The following is a 23,354-nucleotide window of genomic DNA, read 5'->3' as shown; positions in this document are numbered from 1 at the left end:
CTTACCCCCTTTAAACACTGGGTTACTTGTGATGATTAGTCTTCGTCGACAAAAATATTCACAGTCGCCTTGGGATTCAATACAATTGATTCCCCTTTACGTGAAATCGTAAAAGATTTGTCAAAAGCTTCAATTTCATCGATCGTATATTTTTTATCTAGTTTAATATCTAACTTATCTAGGTAGTTTAATAAATCTTTATCATCTGTTACACGTTGGATTTTAAACTTATCACCAACCGCTAAATCAGCTAAAGGTACCGTAGCCTCTTTAGCCATCACACCATCTTTATCAGGAATAGCCCCACCGTGCGGACAGTATACAGGTTTACCTAAGAATTCATCTAATTGGTCAATAAAGAACTCTGTCCCAGTATGCTCTAACTGTTCAGCTTCCGCATGAACTTGATCCCAGTTGTAACCTAATTTTTCATATAAGAACATTTCCCATAAACGGTGACGACGTACTAAAGCAGCACCCATTTTAATGCCTTCTTCAGTTAATTGGACACCTTGGTAAGGAATGTAAGTGACCCAACCCTCTTCTTGTAATTTAGAAATCATTTCAGTTACAGAGGCTGCGGAAATATTTAGGGCTTCACTAATGGCTTTGTTGCCTACACGGTCCATCTTGCCACCAAACTCAAAAATGACTTTCATATAATCTTCTCTACTTTTAGACATGGTTAATCACCTTTCTTCAATGCTTACGCTCATTAGTACTATTATACCTTATTTTTAGGTGTTTTTGGAAATTACCTACTTTATTTTTATAGATATACCTAAAAAAAATGTTTTAAATTGAAATACTTTAAGTTTCTTTAACGTCCAGAAGTACAAAAAATTAGACCTTGGCTAATTCCGGTCTCACTGCATCTAAGGCAATGTTAGAAAAACGAAAGCCGAAGGTTCACTATTATAAATTAATCATTATGATTGACTTATTCATAATCTCTATTCACTAGTCACTCATATAATCAAAAAGAGCATGACACATAGTCACACCCTTCTCCATTTTTATTTCTGAAATTATGCTATTTTAACAAGTCATCGATATTCATTTCATCTAGCGGATGAACGTCATATACGGTCGCTTGTAGTTTTGCATAATCTAAATAGTCATTTGCATGCAATTTCTTGATTTCCCGAATACGGGCACTAAATTTCTTTGGTGCCTGACGTTTCCAAGCAAATTCTTTAAAATATTCTTCAATGTCTTGCCATTCTATCCCATTATACCCTTGTTTTTTTATACTTTGAGATTTTGAGTGAAACCATGGCCGAAGACAGAGGAATTCAAAGTTCGAAACTTTCATAATGGCCTCCGTAACGAAAGGTTCAATCATTCTGAATCAAGCAGTTGCTTTGACTAGATTTGATCGTCCTCTTGTTGGTCGCCTGCTTCTACATCTTCAATGATAACTTCATTTTCGCGTGCTTCTTCTTCAGCAGCATCGCTCATGATATCGTTAGCCATTTCAGTATTCATTGGGTCAGCTTTTTGCGTACGCGCAATTGCACGACGGTCAAATACTAAGTAGACACCTTCACAGTCTAAAGTGATCGTATTTTTAGTTTCATCGATTTCAGCAATGACACCGTGTAAACCACCGATTGTAACTGCTGAATCACCAACTGCCATTGCAGCCATCATGTCTTGTGTTTCTTTTTGACGTTTTTGTTGTGGTCTAATTAACATGAAGTACATTAAAGCCACTAAAACAACGATATATAATATTGTTCCCATAATAAGAATAACCTCCTGTTTGATTATTTGTTCACATATGAACGCTTAATTTTTTTCATCATTAGCATAATCGTACCATAAAGTACCCGCTATTTACATAAGTTTAGCCTTATGCGGCAAAAGTTTTAGCAAGACCCACCTAGCCCTTTTTCAAAAAGAAAGATTTTGACCTAAAAGGCGGTTTTTTGAACTTTACCGTAATATTGCAAGAAGAATTCGTCTCTAAAGTCCAATAGACGGTCTTCGCGAATGGCGTCTTTGATTTGCTCCATCAAATTGATTAAGAAATGCAAGTTGTGGATTGACGTTAAACGCAGCGCAAATGTTTCATTGGCTTTCAATAAATGACGGATGTAAGCGCGTGTGTAGTTACGGCAAGTGTAGCAGTCACAGTTTGGATCTAATGGCGTAAAGTCACGAGCGTATTGGGCATTTTTGATGACCACACGGCCTTGACTAGTCATGGTAGTCCCGTTACGTGCAATACGAGTCGGCAATACACAGTCAAACATATCAACACCACGGATGACCCCTTCAATCAAGGCATCCGGACTACCCACACCCATTAGGTAACGCGGTTTATCTTCAGGCATGACAGGTGTTAGGTAATCTAAAACCTTGTACATATCTTCTTTCGATTCACCAACTGATAAACCACCAATTGAGTAACCTGGGAAGTCTAACCCAATCATATCTTTTGCGTGTTGTAGGCGTAAGTCTTTGTAGCCAGCACCCTGTAAAATGCCAAATAAGGCTTGATCATTGGGTCTTTGGTGGGCATTTAAACCACGTTCAGCCCAACGCGTTGTACGGTGAATCGATTTTTCAACGTAGTTGTGGTCGTGGTTGAAGTCTGGACATTCGTCAAATGACATAATGATGTCCGCACCCAAGTTGTTTTCGATATGGATGGCTTTTTCCGGAGATAAGAATAACTTTTTGCCGTCTAAATGAGATTTGAAGGTAACCCCTTCTTCCTCAATTTTTCGAGAATCTGCCAGCGAGAACACCTGGAATCCACCTGAATCGGTTAGAATTGGTTTGTCCCAGTTCATGAATTGGTGTAAGCCACCCGCTTCTTTGACTAGGTCATCACCTGGACGTAACCATAAATGATAAGTGTTTGACAGAATGATTTGGGCATTCATATCCGTTAATTCTTCAGGAGACACAGCCTTTACAGATGCTTGCGTACCAACAGGCATAAACACCGGTGTTTCGATCGTACCATGTGGCGTTTCCACTTGGCCTAAACGCGCACCAGTATGCTTTTCTTTTTTATGTAATGTATATTTTAATGCACTACTCGTCATTAGAATTCCTTTCTTTCTACCACACAAACAACAAAATGAATCAACATAAGCGATGTGTGTATGACTAGATTTCTACCTAGTCCAACATATTGACAACCAAACAATGTTAACATGCATCTGCCTTGCAAGCAAGGTCCACAAGCTAGTCCATAGGCATTTCTAGCTGTTTTCTAATTTAAGCCAGATAGGATATTTTCGATATCATTTTTGATTTGTCCTTCAACTTCCGTAATATCAGAAGCTTTATATTGACACTCAACCGCAACCGGAATGGCTTGGTCTACCTCCTTTAAGACAGCAACAATGTCCACATCCCCGACTGATAAGCCTGCTAGACTAGTATTTGTCGCTTGTTCAACTTGTTTTAGGTGGACATAATGGACCAGTGGTAAAACATTTTTCACCGCTGTTACTGGATCTTCATTGAAATATAAGAAATTGCCCACATCGAAGCACATTCCCACTTTGTCGTTGCCATTATCTTGTAAAAAGGCTTTAAAGTAGTCGCTAGCACCTGTTGCCTGCGTGTTATCATTTTCCAAGGCTAGGGAAATACCGAAACGTTCAATTAAGTTGTTGACTAGGGTCATATCTTCAGCCACTGTTTCTGGGTTGTAGGCACCTAAGTTGACCTTCAATTGTGCAGCGCCCACCGCTTGGGCTAATTCAAAGTAATTTTCTAATTCAGGATTTAATAGCCCCTCTTCAAATAAAGATGCTGGCACAGAAAGGAAAACAGTTAAGCCCGCTTCTTTGTTTGTAGCCTTTAAGTCGGCCAATTCTTGGTCTGAACCGTCAAAGTACTCACTTCTCAATTCAATATAGTCAAAACCTAACCCTTTAACAAAATCAATCATGTCTAATTGCCCAAAATCATCTTGTGCCAGCAAGTCACCATAAGCAATTGTATTTAAAACCCAGATCATTATTGATACATCCTCTCTGATTTAAAACCCGGATAAACTAAAAGGGACTGTCACACAGCCCCTTTTGCATGCTAAGAAAGTCGTGATTTCAGGTTCCCATAGTCAGAACTGTCCGACACTTCTCAAAATGTGCGGTTAATGCTAAGCGACTATTGTCACACCTATCTTTTAGCTACTGGTTTGTCCAGTATTTCTTTTAATAATATACCACGTTTTAGGTCATTTTGATTAGATAAAGCTAATATTTCGCGTGGATTTCGTGATTTCTTCTTGCTTTCAGTCGTCACAAGTAAATCTTTACCCGGATCTTCCATTTCCTTGAACAATTGGCGTAACTCTCTATCCAAACGATTCGCTTCACGGTCATACATTTCATCCATTTGCTGCAAAGCTTTCCCTAATTCAAGGTCATTGGCAGCCATTTCTTGGCCTAAATAATCACCATTCGACATTGCAGTTTCAGATACAGATCCTTCATTAGAGCGACTACCTTCTGCAGAATAGCCCCGAGCGTCAGCATATACATCCGACTTATCCCAACCAGTCCCCTCACCAGCCAGCGCGGTACTTTGACCGCCCTCAGCTTGCTTTATTATGGTTGCATGTTGGTATTGACGCTTCTGGGCCCTCATAGCTTGATTTTGTTTAGCATACTGCTGACTTCGATTTTGTTGACCAGCATTTCGTTTTTGCTTATTCTGCTTGTTAGCTTGAACCTTTTCAGCCTTCACTTCTTCAAAAGATATTTGCGCATCCGGCTCAACTTCATCTAAATACGCTTGCGCTTTAGCTAGATAATCCGCCAAAGTTTTTGGCTTCTTATTCTCTTGCTGTCTACCGCGACTAGTATTTTGCGTTTGACGATTTGAAGTTTGCTGAGTTTGCATTTGGCGCGTGTTCCTTTGTCGAGCCACGCCGTTTTCACTCATCCGCGAAGGCTGGTTGGACGCATCAAATCGTTTCGCCGCTGCCTTCTCTCCTGCTTCCAATTTCTTTCGATAATCCTTGTAAAAGCTGTGTGTCAATCCAAAGATGAAGATCAGAATTCCAATCAGTTCCATTATTGATCACCTGAATTGTGTTCAGAATCTCCTTCAGAAAGACTTTCACGCATCTTCGTATCTGCTTGAATATTTTGCATATTGTAGTAATCCATTACCCCAATTTTACCGTTTCTAAAGGCCTCAGCTAAGGCTTCTGGTACTTGAGATTGTGCTTCCACAACTTTCGCACGCATTTCTTGGGTCTTCGCAATATTTTCTTGCTCTTGCGCAACGGCCATCGCACGACGTTCCTCAGCTTTCGCTTGGGCAATTCGTTTATCCGCTTCCGCTTGCTCTGCTTGTAGTTTAGCCCCAATATTACGACCTACATCTACATCCGCAATATCAATCGATAGAATTTCAAATGCTGTCCCTGAGTCTAACCCTTTTCGCAAGATAGTTTGTGAAATGGCATCTGGGTTTTCCAATACTTCTGAATGTGTCGCCGCTGAACCTACGGTGGTAACAATACCTTCACCAACACGGGCGATAATAGTAGATTCACCAGCACCACCAACTAAACGTTCAATATTGGCACGAACAGTTACTTTGGCTTTTGCGCGCACTTCAATACCGTTCATCGCAACCGCTGAAATAATCGGTGTTTCAATTACTTTAGGGTTTACGGACACTTGAACGGCCTCAAACACGTCACGACCTGCTAAGTCAATAGCCGCAGCTTGTTCAAATTCTAGGTCAATATTGGCACGTTGGGCTGCGATTAAGGCATCCACGACCATATTGATATCCCCACCTGCTAAATAGTGGGCTTCTAAATCATTTAAATCAATGGTTAATCCGGCTTTTGTCGCCTTAATCAAAGGTTTAATAATGTTATTTGGATTTACACGACGTAGACGCATACCGACTAAATCGCCAATCCCCACTTTTACCCCTGAGAAATAAGCTGTTACCCAAAGGCCAACTGGCACAAAGGTAAAGAACAGCGTTAAAACGACTAGAATAATGATGGCTAAAATCAAAATCCCCCAAATACTTGTATCATTTCCATACGAACTACTCATGGTTCACTCTCCTTACTAATAATTGATTGTTACGAATCCTCACAACAACCACCTGTTCATCACTACCAATCACTTCATTGTCACTCATCACTTCCAAGATATTCCCATCCGAGAAACTTGCCTTCCCAGTCGGTCTCAGTGGCGTAAGCGTCACAGCCTCTTGCGAAACATAATCCGCAACAGACACACTCTGCGATTGATAACCTCTCTCCCGATTCAAAGATGTATTCAATACGATTTGATCGTTAAAAGGAATCCGGTAACCCAACTTGACTAAAATATAAAAGGCCACGATACCCACAACAACACCGATAGTTAAATCTACCACCGCGTCACCAATATCAGCAGTCTGTCCCATCAATCCCCAGGCACCGATCAACAAACCTACGACACCCAATATTCCATAAGTAGGTAAAAATACTTCGGAAATAATCAAGACTGTCCCTAAAGCAAAAAGCACCAGCGACAACCAAGACCCATTGTCATATAAACCAAAATACAATAAGAATGATCCCGCACCCACAATGCCTCCAAGCATATAATGACGCGTCATCATTCCAGCGATAATGGCTAGGATACCAATGGAAAATAATACAGTCTCCATTTCTCTACCTCCATCCATCTTCTATACTATATATTTTACCATACTGGAAGACCGCTCTCATAATGATAGCTTAGAGCCAACAGTTTCTCTTGCCAGTAAATAGACGTATGAAATAAAAAATTCTCCACAAACTAGGCATACTACTTGCCAGCTTGTGGAGAATTGATCAATTACTTAATTTTGATATAGACTTAATTTTGAACTAATGGGGTTACATCAAAGGTGATTTCATGGTTTTCATCAATTGAGATATTCACTGCATGTTGCTTACTGATTGTACCTGCAATGATGGCACGTGCTACTGGTGTTTCCACTTGGTTGGTGATGAAACGACGCAATGGTCGTGCACCAAATTGTGGATCATAAGCAGTGTCACCAATCCAGCTCACCAATTCATCACTAAATGTTACCATAATTTCTTGGCTAGCTAAGCGATCGCTTAATTGTGCTAACATCTTGCGTACGATACCGTCCATATCATTGTGTGATAATGGTCTGAATAAAATAGTGTCATCGATACGGTTTAAGAATTCAGGTCTAAAGTGCATTTTTAAAGCACTTTGAACAGCTTCTCTTGCTTCATCATCGATTACCCCGTTTTCATCAGTACCGTCTAACAAGGCATCTGATCCTAAGTTACTTGTCATAATGATGATGGTATTTTTAAAGTCTACAATCCGACCTTGTGAGTCAGTTAGACGACCGTCATCTAAGATTTGTAACAGGATATTGAAGACATCTGGATGGGCTTTTTCAACCTCATCTAGTAAGACCACTGTATATGGATTACGACGTACAGCTTCGGTTAATTGGCCACCTTCTTCGTAACCAACATAACCAGGCGCTGCCCCGATTAAACGAGTCACATTGATTTTATCCATGTATTCACTCATATCAAGACGGACCATGTTGTTTTCTGAATCAAACATGGCTTCAGCTAAGGCTTTAGCCAGCTCAGTTTTACCAACACCAGTCGGTCCTAAGAATAAGAATGAACCTAACGGACGGTTTGGATCTTGAACACCGGCACGTGAACGTAATACCGCATTTGTCACGCTATCAACTGCTTCATCTTGACCTACCACACGTGTATGTAAGGTGTCATCTAAGTGAAGTAATTTTTCACGTTCCCCTTCGACTAATTTATTCACAGGGATCCCAGTCACTCTTGAAACCACTGCGGCGATAGAGTCTTCAGTTACAGATTCTTCTACCAAACGGTCAGCACTCTTGTCTGCATGCTCGTGGTAGGCTTTTTCCATATCTGCTAATTCTTGTTCCAAGGTTGGAATAATCGCATGTTTTAATCTGGCTGCTTCTTCAAGATTGTATTCATTTTCCGCTTGCTCTAAAGCATGTTTGGCATTTTCAATTTCTTGACGTTTAGCGTTGATATCAGACATACCGCCTTTTTCAACTTGCCATTGCATGGTTAATTGGTTAGTTCTTTCACGGACCTCGGCTAACTCTTCTTGAAGGTCAGCTAACCGGCGTTTACTTGCCTCATCTTTTTCTTCTAGTAAGGCTTTTTCCTCAATTTCTAGTTGAATTAAACGACGACGTTCTTGGTCTAACTCTGTTGGCAATGAGTTCATTTGCACGCGAATTTCAGCACTAGCTTCATCCACCAAATCAAGGGCCTTATCTGGTAAGTACCGGTCAGTGATGTAACGGTCTGACAATTCAGCTGCCGCTACTAAAGCTTGGTCATGTATCGTTACTTCATGGTGCAATTCATACCGTTCTTTCAAACCACGTAAGATTGAAATAGTATCTTCAACACTTGGTTCTTTGACTAAGACACGTTGGAAACGACGTTCCAAAGCCTTGTCTTTTTCCATGTATTGACGATATTCATCTAAGGTTGTGGCACCAATGCAGTGCAATTCGCCACGAGCCAACATCGGTTTAAGTAAGTTTCCAGCGTCCATTGACCCTTCAGTCTTACCGGCACCTACAATGTTGTGGATTTCATCGATAAATAAGATAATCCGGCCGTCTGCCTTTTTCACTTCGTTTAAGACAGCTTTCAACCGTTCTTCAAATTCACCCCGGTATTTAGCCCCTGAAATCAAGGCACCCATATCTAACGAGAAGACTGTTTTGTCTTTTAAGTTGTCAGGGACATCTTTTTTCACAATACGTTGGGCTAAACCTTCAACGATAGCGGTTTTACCTACACCAGGTTCACCAATTAGGACCGGGTTATTTTTAGATTTACGAGACAAGATACGGACCACATCACGAATTTCTTCATCACGTCCGATGATAGGATCCATTTTACCTGCTTTAACTTGTTCGACTAAGTCGACGCCATATTTCTCTAAAGCTTCGTAATTTTCTTCTGCTTGTTTACTTGTCACACGATCACCCTGTCTCAAATCTTCAATTTTTTCTTCTACTGCTTTGGCGGTAATTTGATGTTTTTTAAACCATTTTGCAAGGTCTGTATAAGCGACATCATTCAGTGCCGCTAGCACCATTTCGGTGGCTAAGAATTCGTCACCTTGTTTTTCTGCACGCGCTTGGGCTTTTTGAATCAATTCACCCAAACCACGTGATAGCCCTTGGCCATATTGTACATTTGTACCTTGGACCACTGGTACCGCATCTAATTCACGGTTTAATTCTTCTGTAAGTTCTGCCATTGGCACATTTAAATCTTCATAAAAGTCATAAGCAAAGTTTCCAGGTTGCACTAACGCTGTAAACATATGGGGAATACCAATTTCTTGATGTTTACGTGTCATAGCAATTTGTTGGGCATTTGCGATTGCCTCTTGTAAGGTTGTAGTCATTTCCATGTTTGCCATTTCACATCTCTCCTTTTCACTTTATGTATATAGTATAGCAAATTGGTCAGTAAAGGTCAAACATTTATTAGTGATATTTTTGACTTTTTTAACCATCAGAATCCTTGATATATCAGTATTATATTAAAACTTAACTATAAACATCAAACTAAAGGTCAATATGTGACCACTTACTTTCTTTGACCAATTCAATATGACGCACATCATCCCACAAAATCTTCTGACTACCGATTAAAAAATAGAAATAATTACTCTCCCCATTAAACCAACCAAAGATACGATCAAGGTAGCGGCCTAAATGATCTTTCAAAGACAATTGAATAGAAACAGGATAGTGGTTTAACCAAGCTTCCTGCAAGACTTGGTCAACCTCTTCCCTCGTCATCTCTGGCAGTGGGATAGATGCCTTAGCTGCATCCTTATGATTGGATTGAATGCCTTTGACCAATTCATCCATGGCATAAGCAGTAGCCCACTTCATACCAAAGGTCCGGTCTTCGTATTCGTTATAAGGCGTAAAGTATTTACGGGTCCTTGGGTGTCGTTGCTTTTTCAACCAAGACAGTTGGGCCCGTCTTGTAGCGTTCGGGAGTTCCCAAGGTTCAAGCCGCTTAGCCATGCGCCTCACCTTCGATACCCGCCATACCACCAGCATGTCCGCCGACCAAACTAGACCGGTCAATTGCCCGACCGCCAGCTTTAAGAGACGAGGCATAGACCAAACTCTTAAAACCGTATTTCTTACGGATGGTATCTACAATCACATCTGTTTTCATGTCCGCTACTTGATTATTTTCACTTTCAAATAAATTTAATTGAATTGCTTGATGGTAAACAAGGTTGCCGCTATATAAAGAAATATGCCGAATTACTTGATCATCATAGAGTAAGGACAGCAGGTACAAGGCCACTTCAGCAATCACCTTACTTTGATTGGTCGGTGTTACCTTGACTTGCTTATGAATACCCCTTTTACCACTTGTATCAAAGTAGCCCATAGAATAGCCTAAGCCAAGACCGACGACTTGGGTTTGCGCGCCAGCTCGTCTTAAACGGGTACCAATTTGGTCAGCCATTTCCTTGACGACGACAGCAATTTCATCCTTATCGGTGTAGTCTCTTGGTAGCACTTGACTGTTGCCAATGGACTTGTCCTTTGTGGTATAAGGGGTGCCGAGAAAAGACCGGTCCACGCCCCACGAATGGGCATAAAGTTGGGCACCCATGACCCCTAATTTATCTTTTAATACGTAATAAGAAGAATGGGCGAGGTCGTAGACATTATTAATACCCATTCCCTTTAGCCGGCGGGCCATTCGGTGGCCAATACCGCAGACTTCTGTTAAATCAGCAATCTGCCAAAGGGTATCCGGCACATCCTCATACCGCCATTCAGCAATCATGTCGCCCTCCTTTTTCGCGCCAATATCTAGGGCTACTTTAGCTAGAAACGGGTTATCGCCAATACCAATCGTTGTATAAATACCGGTCTGGTCATAGACATCCTTTTGAATTTTCTGGGCCATTTCGTAGGCACTACTAACCTTAAATAGTTTGAATGAATCCGTCACATCTAGGAAACTTTCGTCCACTGAAAACACGTGATGGTTGGCTTCGTCCACGTAGCTTTTATAGATCCGATTGATTTCTTGGTTCTTCTCCATATAAAACCGCATGCGCGGTTGGGCGATCACCAAGTCATCTGGATAGGGATAAGGTAAGTCACGGGCCCGGGTTACGTTGGAAATATTAAAGGCTTTCTTAGCGGCTGGTGAACTAGCCAAAATAAGCCCCGAACCCCTACTCTGACCGCCAGCCTCATCATAGTAAGACATGACAACTAATTTGGTCGTTAATGGGTCTAAACCGCGTTCTACTGCCTCCACTGAGGCATAAAATGACTTACAATCAATACACAAAATATCGCGACTAGGTTCCTTTGAATAGTCAAACATTACATTATTCGCAAACATCTTTAGCCCTCCTTCGCTTAGACATTTATATTTACGCCCTTCAAAAATCGAACGTATGTTCCTGTCAATAATAGAACGTACGTTCGGTAAATACAAGTGATTTCAAAGGAAATGTTGAAACAAAAATAAAAAGACCACGATCCGTACGGTCGCAGCCTCCTCAGTTAACTATTTAAATACAATTTTAGTCTTCCTTTTTTATCTTCTTCGTCTTACTCTTCTTCGCGCTCAACTACTAAGTCAATCGCCATTACCACACCTAAAATAATCGGCACCACATCAGCCGGCACATGGTCTTCGATATCAATCACAAAAGTATCGCGAATTGAAATCAACTTGCGGTCGATGCGGGCAATCCGGTCGCCATTTTCATCCGTAATACGGAAATCAAAATCAAGGATATTCCCCTTCACATTCCAATCCAATGACGTGACCTTGTAGTTATCTCTAAATAAAGAAATCTTCTTGCGAATTTCAGCTACCTTGTCATTATTTTCATCATACACATCGACCGTTGGCATCAAATCAATGATTTGCTCTTTCACTTGCGCCACTTCTTTATCTTGCGCCAGGTCAATAATGCGAAATTGTTGGCCAATTGACAGCCATTTATTCTTGATTTTATAAACAGGTTCACCATCTTCATTCTTCAAATTAAAGTCACGTTTCAGCGATAGTAATTGGTTTTTCATGTATAATTTCATGGTTTATCAACCTTCCTCTTATTAACCTATAGTTAATTATACCTTTATACTAGCGGAAATTCACACCGTAACCCTCATACCAAAGTCCGAAATCTAGGGTATAATTGAAAAAGAATCCATCATCATAAAGGAGTTATTATGTATTTAACCATTTTCGCTATCTTGCTCGTTGTCGCCGGTTTCGTTAACGGGTATATCTTCTTATTTAAATACCCCAAAGAATTTCAATCGACAAAAATCGTTCATGGTTTCTTGACCCTATCCTCACTCCTTATCGGCCTATACTTATTGATTATAAGTCTTGCGATATGACACCTATAAAATAAATAATAAGCCGATTAAGATTGGTTTAGTGTTTGTTAAAGCACCCTCTGTAGAGATTCTATTCAAAAACACCTCCCTAAAATGCTAGGGAGGTGTTTATCGTTATGCCATCATCAACATTTACAAGGCTAAGCCATTTTCACATGGGTGATATAGGGGGGCAAGTCAATTTTACCCTCCATAAAATCCTACACCATCCTATAGTAGTTCCGTTCTACCTTTGACGCCGCCAAAGGCTGATCCACGTCATTGATTGCTCTATAAGTAAAAAAATAAGAGAACAGGCATCTTAACAACCTGTTCTCTTATTTTTTATTTCCAATACGCTACGCCTATATTCATTAAAATATTGTTATACGTTGATGTAGCATAAGCCATAACACATGACTAGCGACTCTTCATTAGTAATTCAATTGCTTGTTGAATACTCTCTTCACCTGTGCTGCCTTCTTTAATATTTTCTTGCACACATTCTACTAAATTTTCAGCAACAACTAAACTAATCGTACGATCGATACTAGAGCGAACCGCTGATAATTGAGTCACAATATCTACGCAATCTTTTCCTTCTTCCATCATATTCAAAACGCCATGCAATTGACCGTCAGAACGTTTCAAACGGTTCACAATTTTTTTATCGTATTCCATTAAACAATTTCTCCATTCCAAGCAGAAATTCCGCCCATTACATTTATCACTTTGTATCCTTCTTGTGATAATTGTTGACAAGCCATTGAAGAACGCGCTCCAGAGTGACACATTACATAATATTCTTGGTTTTTATCCAATTTATTTTTTTCAGCTGAAAGATTACTTAAAGGAACATGGATTGCGCCGTCCAAGTGACCATTTTCCCATTCATCGATTTCTCTAACGTCTACTAAAGGAAGATTATTTTCTTTCCATTTTTGTTCAAATTCTGACATTGATATTGAATGATACATTATTTTACCACCTTTTCTGGTTTTACAGTTGAGTAAAGAGCAAATGCGCCGTCTAAATTTTTGGCTTGGTAGCCATTTTGTTTCAATATTCTTTCTGCTGCATAGCTACGCAGTCCACTGTGACAGCTGACAATAATCGGTTGATCTTTGGGCAACTCCGCCATGCGGTCTCGCAAACTATCTAAAGGAATATTGACTGCTCCTTTTAAGCGACCGTTGGATTTCAGTTCACCTTCATTTCGAACATCCAACAGTAAATAGCCTTCTGCTTGCTTGTCTTCTAATTCATACCATTGAATAGACTCACTAATGCCTTCCATAAGATTTAAAGCTGCATACCCAGCCATATTAACAGGATCTTTAGCAGAACCAAATGGAGGGGCGTAAGTGAACTCTAATTCCGGCAAATCTTGCACCGTCATTCCTGCTTTAATAGCTGTGGCAATGATATCAATCCGTTTATCTACTCCATCTTCTCCGATGGCTTGAGCACCATAAATTTTACCTGTGGTCGGATGAAACAATAACTTTAATAGAATGTTTTTTGCATTAGGATAATAGCCAGCATGACTTTTCCCTTGAATGTGAATCACTTCGTACGCCTCATCCGCTTGTTGCAATTGGCGTTCATTCAAACCGGTCGACGCTGCTGCCAATTTGAACACTCGTACAATCGCTGTCCCTATACTACCTTTATTTTTACGGTCTAATCCGCTAATGACATCAGCCACTTGACGGCCTTGACGGTTAGCTGGCGAAGCCAAAGCTATCATCGTGTCTTCTCCGTTGATTTGCTGTTTAACGACAACCGCATCTCCCACAGCGTAAATATCTTTTTGACTAGTTTCATATTGATCATCAACGACTATCCCACCGCGCAAACCTGTTTCGACACCGGCTGTTAAAGCTACCGTTGTTTCCGGTTTTACACCGACAGACATTAAAGTGACGTCACTCTCCAAGCGTTCTCCATTTTCTAATACTACGATTTTACCTTTTTCTTCAAATGATTCAGCAGCCAATCCAGTATACAATTTTATACCATTAGCTATCAATTCTTTCGTTATATAAGCAGCCATTTCTTCATCAAAAGGTGGTAGTACATGTGGTGCTTTCTCAACAATAGTAACTGCAATTCCTCGATGGGCTAAACTTTCTGCCATTTCTAGCCCGATAAATCCAGCACCTATGACCACTGCTTTTTTAGCGTTGTGTACATTGATAAAGTTGGCAATCGCATCGACATCGGGAACGGAACGTAAGGTAAAAATATTCTCTGCTTCTTCTAATCCCTTTGCTTGAGGAATGAATGGTTTTGCACCTGGGGATAAGATTAATTTATCATACCCCAACGTGTATGTTTCTTGATCAGTTTGCACGACCACTTCTTTATTATTGGAATCGATAGAAATAGCTTCACTATTTGGTCGTACATCTAAATCGAATCTTGCTTGCAAAGTTTCTGGCGTTTGAACTAACAAATCCGTACGTTCATCGATTTCTCCAGCGACATAATAAGGCAAACCACAATTCGCAAATGACACATAAGGCCCTTTTTCTAATACGATAATTTCTGCTGTTTCATTCAACCGTCTTAACCTTGTAGCGGCAGACATTCCGCCTGCTACACCACCTATAATGACAATTTTCATTAATTTTTACCTCCTTTTGTTGCGCCTGTCCAAGCCATCATGCCACCACGGACATTGATAACATCATGTCCTTGTTTCAATAACATTTTCGTTGCTCGTTTACTACGCATCCCCGATTGACACACTACATAAGCTTGACCTTTAGGCGTGTAGTTAGCAACTTTAGACAATGGTATATTTTTTGCTCCTGGAATATGACCATTTTTAAATTCATGTGGTTCTCTCACGTCAATAATTTGCGGTTTATCGGCTAATTTCTTTTCCAATTCAGTGGTTGAAATCGTAGGTAATTTTTTAAAAAACATATTTTTTCTCCTCAATAGATGATTATTTCATGGTTACTCTTTCCGTTAAATACGCTTTCAGTACTTCTTTTGGTTGATAGCCAACTATTTTTTCAACCGGTTGACCATTTTTATATAAAACCATAGTCGGAATGCTCATGATACCCAGTTGACTAGCTGTTACCTTATTTTCGTCAATATTCAACTTTGCAATTTTAATTTTAGGTGCAAACTCTGCTGCTAATTCTTCTAATACTGGTCCTAGCATTTTACATGGTCCACACCAAGGCGCCCAAAAATCGACTAATGTAATCGCGTCTTGTACTTCGGATGCTAAAGTGCTATCAGTCACTTTTACTGTCATTTGATTGTTCCTCTCTATTTATCTTTGGTTTATGATTTCTTTTCACTGAAAATGTACTTGGCCCTGGATCATATCCACCTTTAACAAATGGACGTCACCGTAAGATACCTCCATCTTGCATCAGAGACCCTTTTGTTGCGCCGTGTTTTCCAACGCCTTAAACACCGTAATCGGCGCAGGTGGGATGCTTGCGACCACTCGGCGGAAGCCACGGTAAAATCCCTTTTTTGATCATCTTCAATAATTGGTAAAAGTATACTGTTTATCCATATACCCCCCTACGTATACGAATTATACCCCTGCAGGTATTTTTTGTAAAGTTTTTTCTTACTAAATAATGCACACAGCCAATAACAATTTTTGATATTTTATTTGTTTCCTAGATATCGCAATACCAAACAGTGTTAAATAGGCTTGAATATAATAGGTCATTTAAGCGAATCTTGTGATGGGGAACTATGAAAAGGAAGTGCGCCAAAAGTAAAAAAATAAGAGAACAGGCATTTTAACAACCTGTTCTCTTATTTTTATTTTATGGTTACATCTATTTGGCAAATTGACTGTTATAAAGGTCTGCATAGAAGCCACCTTCAGCCATTAAAGCCTCGTGGTTTCCTTGTTCAATAATGTTCCCTTTATCCATAACTAAGATAATATCAGCATTACGGATAGTGGATAAACGGTGGGCAATCACGAATGATGTTCTACCTTCCATCAACTTGTCCATGGCTTCTTGTAATAATACTTCTGTACGGGTATCAACTGAAGATGTCGCTTCATCTAGAATCAATAAAGGTGCATCTTTCAATAAGGCACGTGCAATGGTAAACAATTGTTTTTGCCCTACGGATAAGGTTACAGAATCATCTAATACAGTGTCGTAGCCTTTCGGTAATGTATTGATAAAGTGGTCAATACCTACTGCAGCGGCTGCTGATTCAACCATTTCATCGGTAATGTGGTCTTGGTTAAAGATTAAGTTCTCGCGAATAGTCCCTTCAAATAACCAAGTATCTTGTAACACCATTGAGAATTGGTCGTGGACAGCTGCACGTGAGATTTCACTGGTTGGTGTTCCATCAATGTAAATTTCACCTGAGTCGATTGGATAGAATTTCATCAGCAAGTTGACGATTGTCGTTTTCCCAGCTCCGGTAGGTCCAACGATAGCAATCTTCTGACCTGATTTAGCAGCTACTGAGAAGTCTTTGATAATTGGATGATCTGCTTCATAGCCGAAGTGTACGTGTTCAAAAGTCACGTCACCATGGACATCCGGCAATTCACTCAATAGGTTTGTATCTTCGACCATTTCCTCTTCATTTAGGAACTCAAATACACGATTTAAGGCTGCTGACGCAGATTGAAATGAGGCGAATGATTGTGATAATTGGCCTAGTGGTTGAGTGAACATGCGGACATAAACCATGAATGACACAACGACCCCGAAGGTAATATCACCATTTAAGGCCATAATTGACCCGACAACAGAAACGGCTACATAACCAAAGTTCCCGATGAATTGCATCAGTGGTTGCATGATACCTGACAAGAATTGGGCATGCCAAACACTGTCATATAAAGCTGCGTTCGCTTCATTGAATGTTTCAGTCATTTGGTTACGGGCGTTAATAGTTGTTAAAACACTTTGACCTGTGTATGACTCTTCAGCAATACTGTTTACATTGGCTAGGTTTCTTTGTTGTGAAACGAAGTAACCTTGAGAACGGCCTAGAATCAAGACGATCCCTACAAAACCAATAACCACGGAAGCCAAGGCTACTAGGGTTAGAATTGCATTGTTGTAGAACATCATCACTAGGGTACCAAGCAGTAAAGTCACTGATGGGATAAATGACGGCATGGTTTGATTAAGCGATTGTCCCACCAAGTCCAAGTCGTTGGTTACCCGACTTAAGGTATCCCCGTGACTATGACTATCAAAATAGCGTAAAGTCAAACGGTCAATTTTATCGGATACATTCTTCCGTAATTTTTTTGAAAAGTTTTGAATAATTGTTGCCATCACGAAAGTTTGAATATAAGTGAAGACAGCCCCAAGGACATAGATCACCACTAAAGTCATGGCAATTTGTGAAATACGCTCTAGGTCAATCCCATTTGGTGACATCAAGCCTTCCGTAATTTTATCGGTCATATCTCCTAACCGGTCGGGACCGATAATTGAAGCCATAGAACCAATCATGGCTAGGACAACCGCTGCAACGAACGGCCATTTATATTCACGCGCATATGTCAAAATATTCGCCATCAATGAAGGTTGATTTGCATTTTTCTTTTTAGTCATTTGCTAATTCCTCCTCTGATAATTGTGAATAAGCAATTTCTTGATATACCTTGTTGTCCGCCAATAATTCTTGGTGTTTACCGCGGCCAACAATCTCGCCTCTATCTAGTACTAAAATCTCGTCCGCATCCATAATAGTTGAAATACGTTGGGCTACAATGATTTTAGTGGTGTCAGCCATGCGTTCAGCTAAAACGCCACGCAACGTCTTATCTGTTTGGTAGTCTAAAGCGGAGAAGGAATCATCAAAGATTAGAATCTCAGGTTTACGGGCAAGTACGCGGGCAATCCCTAAACGTTGCTTTTGACCACCGGAGAAGTTGTTACCACCTTGGGCAACATGGGTATCTAATTGGTCAGGTTCTCCTTCAACAAAGTCTCTTGCTTGTGCAGTGTCTAAGGCAGCCCAAATTTCATCGTCTGATAAGGACTCATGTTCAAGGTGTTCGTTACTTTCACCAAGGTTCATATTTGAACGAATTGTGCCTGAAAATAGAACTGGTTTTTGTGGCATGTAGCCGACAATATTATTCAAGCCAGCGTGGTCAAAGTTTTTGACATTTTGCCCATCGACAAGTACTTGTCCTTCAGATACGTCGTATAAACGTGGAATCATTTGGATTAAAGTCGATTTACCTGAACCAGTTGAACCGATAATGGCTAAGGTTTCACCCTTGTTGATTTTGAAATTAATGTCTTTAAGGGCTGGTTTGGCATCGTCACCGTATTTAAAAGTCACGTTTTTGAATTCGACAGATCCTTGCTCACTTGTTTGAATGGCATCTTCTTTAAATTCAATGGATGGTGCTAGATCAAGCACTTCGTTGATCCGTTTTGCCGAAACAATGGCACGCGGTAAAATCATGAAAATCATGACCATTAACAGGAATCCGATGATAACTTGCATGGCGTAAGATGAGAAGACAACCATGTCTGAAAATAGGTTAATTTGCACTGTCCCTTGTGCTGCATCGGCGATTAAGTAAGCACCTGACCAGTAAACTACTAGGGTTAAACCACTTGATACGAGGGTCATACCGGGTTGCATGATCCCCATTACACGGTTAACGAAGAGTTGGGTATTGGTTAAATCATCGTTGGCTTTAGCGAATTTTTTATTTTGATAATTTTCTGCATTGTAAGCTCTAATAACGCGTAAACCAGTTAAGTTTTCACGAGTCACGGCATTTAGACTATCGGTCAGGGTTTGGATTTTGCTGAAACGAGGGACAGCGAAGTACATGATAAATCCAATCATCACTAATAAAACACCCACAGCGACAGCAGTTGTCATTGACCATTGCCAGTTTTGACCGGAAATTTTCGCAATCGCCCAAATGGACATGATTGGTCCCCGCAAAACGACTTGTAGTCCTAAAGCAATCAACATTTGGATTTGGGTCAAGTCATTGGTAGAACGCGTCACTAAACTTGGCACTGAAAATTGGTTGATTTCATTAGCTGAATAGCTCATGACTTTATCAAACACTTCCCCACGAATACGGGCAGTTAAACTTGCGGCAATACGTGCAGCAAAAAGTCCTACCAATATAGCAGAGACAAAAGATGCTAGTGATAAACCAACCATGATTAAACCAGGCTCTAAGATATCCGCTGTCACGGTATCTGGCATTTGTAGTAATTCTGTAATTTCTGACATGTAGTCAGGGATTTCTAGCTCTAAGTAAACTTGCAGCATAATCAGCAGCACACTTAGTAAAGCGAAAAATTTTTCCTTTTTATTTGCTTTCGCTAATAGTTTTAGCACCTTTCATTACCTCCTAATACTCACCTTTTTAAGGCAGCATGTTCTGAATTAGTCTATTTAACAAGTTGACCAAAGTATCGACCTCTTCTTTTGAGAGACCTTCAACTAGTCTGTCATCTATCTCTTGTAAATATTGGAGAATCCGGTCATGGGCTTCATGTCCTTCCTCTGTAACAATTAGCCTTTTTAAACGACCATCTTTTTGCGATTTCTCCGTCTTCACGTACCCATTCTTCTCTAATCGGCTGACCAATTCAGACGCAGTAGATTTACGAATCTTCATATATTTTTCCAGGTCTTTCACATAGATTTCATCTTGTGCTGACGCATGGATTAGATAACCCAATGCCATCGATTGTGGACCCTTCATATCTCCCAATTCGTGCTCACTAAGTTCTACACCAATATTTCGATGGACTGCAATTGTTAACTCCCGTAGCAGACCACCTATATATAATGGACGATCCTCATGTATCACTTCTTCACCTTCCTTGCATGTCTGTTTTTGATTAGTTCGCACCCGAACCTTATAGTTCGCATACTAACTATTTTACTTAGGAATTCACCAATGTCAACGGATTAGGACCATAAAAATATGGGTTTTTCCATGAAAACGTTTTTTATTTTCTGATAGCGTTTTCCCCATAACTTAGCCATTTTGCCAATAAAAAACTAGTATACTCGACCACCCCATTGGAATAGCTGTCGCATACTAGCTTTGGAAAAAGTATTTACCTTTATAACTTGGCAATATCGGTCCGGTAAGTCAGTGATTCGCCGTGAATCTGGCCCACAATCTTGTAGACTTCCTGGCGGGCGCTTTGAATATCATCTGCTAAGGCAACTGGCGTGAGGACACGACCACCGTTTGTAATTAATTGCCCTGCTTCATCTGTTGTCGTCCCGTTATGGAAAATCAAGGCGTCTTCAGGTAAGGTTTCAATCGCAACATGGTTGTCGTAAGCACCAGGATAGCCTTTAGAATATAAAACCACGCCGACTGCAGCTTGTTTAGACCAGGTTAAATCACTGGGTTTTAAAGTGCCAGCAAGGGTCTTTTCAAATACCGTCAGCAAATCATTTTCAAGTCTTGGTAAAAGGACTTCCGTCTCAGGATCCCCAAACCGGACATTAAATTCCAAGACTTTCGCTTGGCCATCTTGAATCATAAAGCCGATAAATAAAATGCCATAAAAAGAGAATTTTTCAGCGATTAACCCACGTTCAATTTGCCCCAAAATGGCTTTGATTTGTGCTTTCAATGCCGGATCTGCCGTCTCTGGCGAACTGTAAACACCCACGCCACCCGTATTAGGCCCTAAATCGCCATCAAATGCTTTCTTATAATCTTGGGCCGTATCCATGGGGACCAATTGGTTATTGGACACGAAACATAAAAGTGACTGCTCATTGCCGTCTAAATAGTCTTCAATAACCAATTGGCTAGCGGAATCACCGAAACTTTGATCAAGCAACATGTCTTTTAAAGTGGCCTCTGCCTCTTCAAGACTGTGGCAAATCACAACCCCTTTGCCCTTGCATAAACCGTCCGCTTTTATGACGATTGGCAGGTCAGCTTGGTTGATATAGGCCTTGGCTTGATCATAGTCGCCTGTGGTGAAAGAATTGGCAGTTGGAATTTGATATTTATTCAAAAATTGCTTGGTCAAATCCTTGCTTGCTTCCAGTTGGGCGCTCATTTTGTCAGGGCCAAAAACAGCAATGCCAACCTCTTGGAAAAGGTCAACAATGCCGGCACACAGTGGATCTTCTGGGCCTACAATGACAAGGTCGATGGCCTCAGTTAAGGCAAAATGAAGTAAGCCATCAAAATCCATCACATCGATTGGGATATTGGTATAATCACCTTCAGTACCTGCATTTCCGGGTGCTAGAAAAATATCAACTGGTCGGTTGGACTGGGACAGTTTCCAAGCAATGGCATGTTCTCTACCACCAGCACCAATAATTAAAATTTTCATGATTTCTCCTTAGGAATGAACAGCTCGTCATTAATGTTTGAAATGACGCATGCCAGTAAACACAACTGAAATATCGTAAGCTTTAGCTGCTTGAATCACTTTCTCATCTTGGACAGAACCACCTGGTTGGACGATGGCTTTAATGCCATATTCATGTAAACTGTCGATGGTATCTGGGAAGAAGAATCCGTCTGAAGCGACAACTGCCCCTTCTAATGGGAATTCAGACCGTTGTAAGGCATCTTCAAGCGCCCACACGCGACGTACTTCCCCGTGACCTAAAGCGTAGGTTTGTTTGTCTTTTGCAATGACCATAGCGTTTGACGCACAGTGTTTAGCCACTTTCCATGCGAAGTCCATATCTTCTAACTCTTTGTCCGTTACTTGACGGTCTGTTTTAAGTTCAAGACCTGTTTCAGCGTAGATTGGTAAATCTTTATCTTGGATTAACAAGCCGCCCACTGTTTCCTTATAAGTCGTCCCTTTACCCTTGAATTCACCTAATTTCGTTGATTTCACTAAACGTAGGTTTTTCTTTTTAGCCAAAATGGCAAAAGCTTCTTCCGTAAAGTCAGGCGCCACAATAATTTCTAGGAAAATTTTCGACAATTCTTCAGCCGTTTCAGCATCCACAGTACGGTTAAAACCAATAATCCCACCGAAAATAGACACTGGGTCCCCAGCAAATGCTTTTCTGTAGGCGTCTGCCGGTGTATCAGCAACTGCTACCCCACAAGGATTGGCATGTTTGACTGCCACACAAACTGGCTCGTCAAACTCTTGGACAAGGTCCATATTGGCCCGCATATCATTGTAGTTGTTGTAAGAAATTTGTTTCCCATGTAATTGTTCGAGGTCAAAGTCTTCTTCAAGTGGACTTTCATAGTAAACAGCCGCTTGGTGAGGGTTTTCACCGTAACGCAATTCTTCCTTATAACGGAAGGCTTTCGTCAATAATTCTGGGAATTTTTCATCAGCTAGTCCAGTAAAGTATTCAGCGATCATGGCATCATAGAAAGCCGTTAATCTGAAGGCTTTTGCCGCTAGATTTTCCCGTAATTCAAGGGTATTATTGTCATTTTCCAAAGCGTCAGCAACTAAATCATAATCCGCTGCGTCTGTAACAATTAAGACGTCTTTATAGTTTTTAGCTGCTGCACGGATCATTGAAGGCCCACCGACATCGATTTTTTCAATAATTTCTGCCTTAGATGAAGCCGCATTTTTCACGGTTTCTTCAAATGGATATAAGCTGTTAATCACCATATCGATGGTATGAATCCCTAACTCGTCAACTGTTTCTTGATGTTCAGGAATGTCACGGTTGAATAAAATGCCACCATGAATATGTGGATGTAAAGTCTTCACACGCCCCTGTAAAATCTCAGGTGAATTGGTCACTTCTTCAACAGAAATCACCTTGATGCCAGCCTCTTCTAATAAAGATTTTGTCCCACCTGTTGTGATGATTTCCCAACCTAATTGGTCTAATTTGGTCGCAAATTCAACAATACCAGTCTTATCGTAAACAGAAATTAAAGCTCTTTTCATTTTTGTCTCCTTATGTCTCCGTAATATTTT

General features: G+C 40.5%; 22 protein-coding genes. All 22 read right to left on the bottom strand.

Annotated elements, in window-relative coordinates:
* Positions 1-35: 35 nt before the first annotated feature.
* Complete coding sequence (locus B2V22_RS05955) at positions 36-683, bottom strand: metal-dependent transcriptional regulator (RefSeq protein ID WP_290491067.1); 648 nt, start codon at positions 681-683, stop codon at positions 36-38.
* Positions 684-1,033: 350 nt separating this feature from the next.
* Positions 1,034-1,315, bottom strand: coding sequence for a post-transcriptional regulator (locus B2V22_RS05950; RefSeq protein WP_290491065.1), 282 nt, complete (start codon positions 1,313-1,315; stop codon positions 1,034-1,036).
* Between the two features lie 53 nt (positions 1,316-1,368).
* Entirely contained in the window at positions 1,369-1,746 is a 378-nt protein-coding gene (gene yajC, locus B2V22_RS05945; RefSeq protein WP_290491064.1) for a preprotein translocase subunit YajC, read from the bottom strand.
* A gap of 170 nt (positions 1,747-1,916) precedes the next feature.
* A complete protein-coding gene (tgt, locus tag B2V22_RS05940; RefSeq protein WP_111857246.1) occupies positions 1,917-3,059 on the bottom strand; it encodes a tRNA guanosine(34) transglycosylase Tgt in 1,143 nt (380 codons plus the stop codon).
* 170 nt (positions 3,060-3,229) lie between these two features.
* The gene (locus B2V22_RS05935; RefSeq protein WP_290491062.1) at positions 3,230-3,985 is read right to left on the bottom strand and encodes a sugar phosphate isomerase/epimerase family protein; all 756 of its coding nucleotides are present in this window, start codon (positions 3,983-3,985) and stop codon (positions 3,230-3,232) included.
* A 161-nt stretch (positions 3,986-4,146) separates the two neighbouring features.
* Entirely contained in the window at positions 4,147-5,046 is a 900-nt protein-coding gene (locus B2V22_RS05930; protein WP_290491060.1) for a hypothetical protein, read from the bottom strand.
* Positions 5,046-6,053, bottom strand: coding sequence for a flotillin-like protein FloA (gene floA, locus B2V22_RS05925; RefSeq protein ID WP_290491058.1), 1,008 nt, complete (start codon positions 6,051-6,053; stop codon positions 5,046-5,048). Before floA ends, B2V22_RS05930 begins: the two co-directional genes overlap by 1 nt.
* A complete protein-coding gene (locus B2V22_RS05920; protein WP_290491056.1) occupies positions 6,046-6,657 on the bottom strand; it encodes an NfeD family protein in 612 nt (203 codons plus the stop codon). The genes floA and B2V22_RS05920 overlap by 8 nt, the downstream gene beginning before the upstream one ends.
* Positions 6,658-6,848: 191 nt before the next feature.
* Positions 6,849-9,470, bottom strand: a complete 2,622-nt coding sequence (gene clpB, locus B2V22_RS05915; RefSeq protein WP_290491055.1) for an ATP-dependent chaperone ClpB — start codon at positions 9,468-9,470, stop codon at positions 6,849-6,851.
* A 148-nt stretch (positions 9,471-9,618) separates the two neighbouring features.
* The gene (locus B2V22_RS05910) at positions 9,619-10,089 is read right to left on the bottom strand and encodes a hypothetical protein (protein WP_290491053.1); all 471 of its coding nucleotides are present in this window, start codon (positions 10,087-10,089) and stop codon (positions 9,619-9,621) included.
* Positions 10,082-11,443: a Y-family DNA polymerase gene (locus tag B2V22_RS05905; RefSeq protein WP_290491051.1), complete on the bottom strand. Its 1,362-nt coding sequence runs from the start codon at positions 11,441-11,443 to the stop codon at positions 10,082-10,084. The genes B2V22_RS05910 and B2V22_RS05905 overlap by 8 nt, the downstream gene beginning before the upstream one ends.
* Before the next feature lie 212 nt (positions 11,444-11,655).
* Complete coding sequence (locus B2V22_RS05900) at positions 11,656-12,147, bottom strand: LURP-one-related/scramblase family protein (protein ID WP_290491050.1); 492 nt, start codon at positions 12,145-12,147, stop codon at positions 11,656-11,658.
* Between the two features lie 711 nt (positions 12,148-12,858).
* Entirely contained in the window at positions 12,859-13,119 is a 261-nt protein-coding gene (locus tag B2V22_RS05895) for a metal-sensitive transcriptional regulator (protein ID WP_290491049.1), read from the bottom strand.
* A complete protein-coding gene (locus tag B2V22_RS05890; protein WP_290491048.1) occupies positions 13,119-13,415 on the bottom strand; it encodes a rhodanese-like domain-containing protein in 297 nt (98 codons plus the stop codon). The genes B2V22_RS05895 and B2V22_RS05890 overlap by 1 nt, the downstream gene beginning before the upstream one ends.
* Positions 13,415-15,067, bottom strand: a complete 1,653-nt coding sequence (locus tag B2V22_RS05885) for an FAD-dependent oxidoreductase (protein WP_290491046.1) — start codon at positions 15,065-15,067, stop codon at positions 13,415-13,417. The genes B2V22_RS05890 and B2V22_RS05885 overlap by 1 nt, the downstream gene beginning before the upstream one ends.
* Positions 15,067-15,372 (bottom strand): rhodanese-like domain-containing protein, encoded by a 306-nt coding sequence (locus tag B2V22_RS05880; protein WP_290491044.1) that lies wholly within the window; start codon positions 15,370-15,372, stop codon positions 15,067-15,069. Before B2V22_RS05880 ends, B2V22_RS05885 begins: the two co-directional genes overlap by 1 nt.
* Before the next feature lie 22 nt (positions 15,373-15,394).
* Positions 15,395-15,715 carry a thioredoxin gene (gene trxA, locus B2V22_RS05875; RefSeq protein WP_290491042.1) on the bottom strand — a complete coding sequence of 107 codons (321 nt, stop codon included), beginning with the start codon at positions 15,713-15,715 and terminating at the stop codon, positions 15,395-15,397.
* Between the two features lie 544 nt (positions 15,716-16,259).
* Complete coding sequence (locus B2V22_RS05870) at positions 16,260-18,023, bottom strand: ABC transporter ATP-binding protein (RefSeq protein WP_290491040.1); 1,764 nt, start codon at positions 18,021-18,023, stop codon at positions 16,260-16,262.
* Positions 18,016-19,791 (bottom strand): ABC transporter ATP-binding protein, encoded by a 1,776-nt coding sequence (locus B2V22_RS05865; protein ID WP_290491038.1) that lies wholly within the window; start codon positions 19,789-19,791, stop codon positions 18,016-18,018. Before B2V22_RS05865 ends, B2V22_RS05870 begins: the two co-directional genes overlap by 8 nt.
* 28 nt (positions 19,792-19,819) lie before the next feature.
* Positions 19,820-20,269 (bottom strand): MarR family winged helix-turn-helix transcriptional regulator, encoded by a 450-nt coding sequence (locus B2V22_RS05860; RefSeq protein WP_270370198.1) that lies wholly within the window; start codon positions 20,267-20,269, stop codon positions 19,820-19,822.
* Between the two features lie 259 nt (positions 20,270-20,528).
* Entirely contained in the window at positions 20,529-21,773 is a 1,245-nt protein-coding gene (purD, locus tag B2V22_RS05855) for a phosphoribosylamine--glycine ligase (RefSeq protein WP_290491036.1), read from the bottom strand.
* 30 nt (positions 21,774-21,803) lie between these two features.
* Complete coding sequence (gene purH, locus B2V22_RS05850; RefSeq protein ID WP_290491035.1) at positions 21,804-23,324, bottom strand: bifunctional phosphoribosylaminoimidazolecarboxamide formyltransferase/IMP cyclohydrolase; 1,521 nt, start codon at positions 23,322-23,324, stop codon at positions 21,804-21,806.
* Positions 23,325-23,354 lie beyond the last annotated feature (30 nt).

Origin of the sequence: Aerococcus sp. UBA6277, assembly GCF_002440555.1 — a bacterium.
In the GTDB taxonomy this organism is placed as follows: Bacteria; Bacillota; Bacilli; order Lactobacillales; family Aerococcaceae; genus Aerococcus.
The sequence above is the reverse complement of the archived record's forward strand: the minus strand, read 5'-3'. Positions and strand labels throughout refer to the sequence as shown.

Bases quoted from the DNA above. Each gene is read 5' to 3' on its own strand.
- clpB (WP_290491055.1), bottom strand. From the start codon at position 9,470: ATGGCAAACATGGAAATGACTACAACCTTACAAGAGGCAATCGCAAAT.
- B2V22_RS05930 (WP_290491060.1), bottom strand. From the start codon at position 5,046: ATGGAACTGATTGGAATTCTGATCTTCATCTTTGGATTGACACACAGC.
- B2V22_RS05870 (WP_290491040.1), bottom strand. From the start codon at position 18,023: ATGACTAAAAAGAAAAATGCAAATCAACCTTCATTGATGGCGAATATT.
- B2V22_RS05890 (WP_290491048.1), bottom strand. From the start codon at position 13,415: ATGTATCATTCAATATCAATGTCAGAATTTGAACAAAAATGGAAAGAA.
- tgt (WP_111857246.1), bottom strand. From the start codon at position 3,059: ATGACGAGTAGTGCATTAAAATATACATTACATAAAAAAGAAAAGCAT.
- yajC (WP_290491064.1), bottom strand. From the start codon at position 1,746: ATGGGAACAATATTATATATCGTTGTTTTAGTGGCTTTAATGTACTTC.
- B2V22_RS05955 (WP_290491067.1), bottom strand. From the start codon at position 683: ATGTCTAAAAGTAGAGAAGATTATATGAAAGTCATTTTTGAGTTTGGT.
- purH (WP_290491035.1), bottom strand. From the start codon at position 23,324: ATGAAAAGAGCTTTAATTTCTGTTTACGATAAGACTGGTATTGTTGAA.
- B2V22_RS05935 (WP_290491062.1), bottom strand. From the start codon at position 3,985: ATGATCTGGGTTTTAAATACAATTGCTTATGGTGACTTGCTGGCACAA.
- B2V22_RS05900 (WP_290491050.1), bottom strand. From the start codon at position 12,147: ATGAAATTATACATGAAAAACCAATTACTATCGCTGAAACGTGACTTT.
- B2V22_RS05950 (WP_290491065.1), bottom strand. From the start codon at position 1,315: ATGAAAGTTTCGAACTTTGAATTCCTCTGTCTTCGGCCATGGTTTCAC.
- purD (WP_290491036.1), bottom strand. From the start codon at position 21,773: ATGAAAATTTTAATTATTGGTGCTGGTGGTAGAGAACATGCCATTGCT.
- B2V22_RS05920 (WP_290491056.1), bottom strand. From the start codon at position 6,657: ATGGAGACTGTATTATTTTCCATTGGTATCCTAGCCATTATCGCTGGA.
- B2V22_RS05895 (WP_290491049.1), bottom strand. From the start codon at position 13,119: ATGGAATACGATAAAAAAATTGTGAACCGTTTGAAACGTTCTGACGGT.
- B2V22_RS05905 (WP_290491051.1), bottom strand. From the start codon at position 11,443: ATGTTTGCGAATAATGTAATGTTTGACTATTCAAAGGAACCTAGTCGC.
- B2V22_RS05885 (WP_290491046.1), bottom strand. From the start codon at position 15,067: ATGAAAATTGTCATTATAGGTGGTGTAGCAGGCGGAATGTCTGCCGCT.
- trxA (WP_290491042.1), bottom strand. From the start codon at position 15,715: ATGACAGTAAAAGTGACTGATAGCACTTTAGCATCCGAAGTACAAGAC.
- B2V22_RS05880 (WP_290491044.1), bottom strand. From the start codon at position 15,372: ATGTTTTTTAAAAAATTACCTACGATTTCAACCACTGAATTGGAAAAG.
- B2V22_RS05910 (WP_290491053.1), bottom strand. From the start codon at position 10,089: ATGGCTAAGCGGCTTGAACCTTGGGAACTCCCGAACGCTACAAGACGG.
- floA (WP_290491058.1), bottom strand. From the start codon at position 6,053: ATGAGTAGTTCGTATGGAAATGATACAAGTATTTGGGGGATTTTGATT.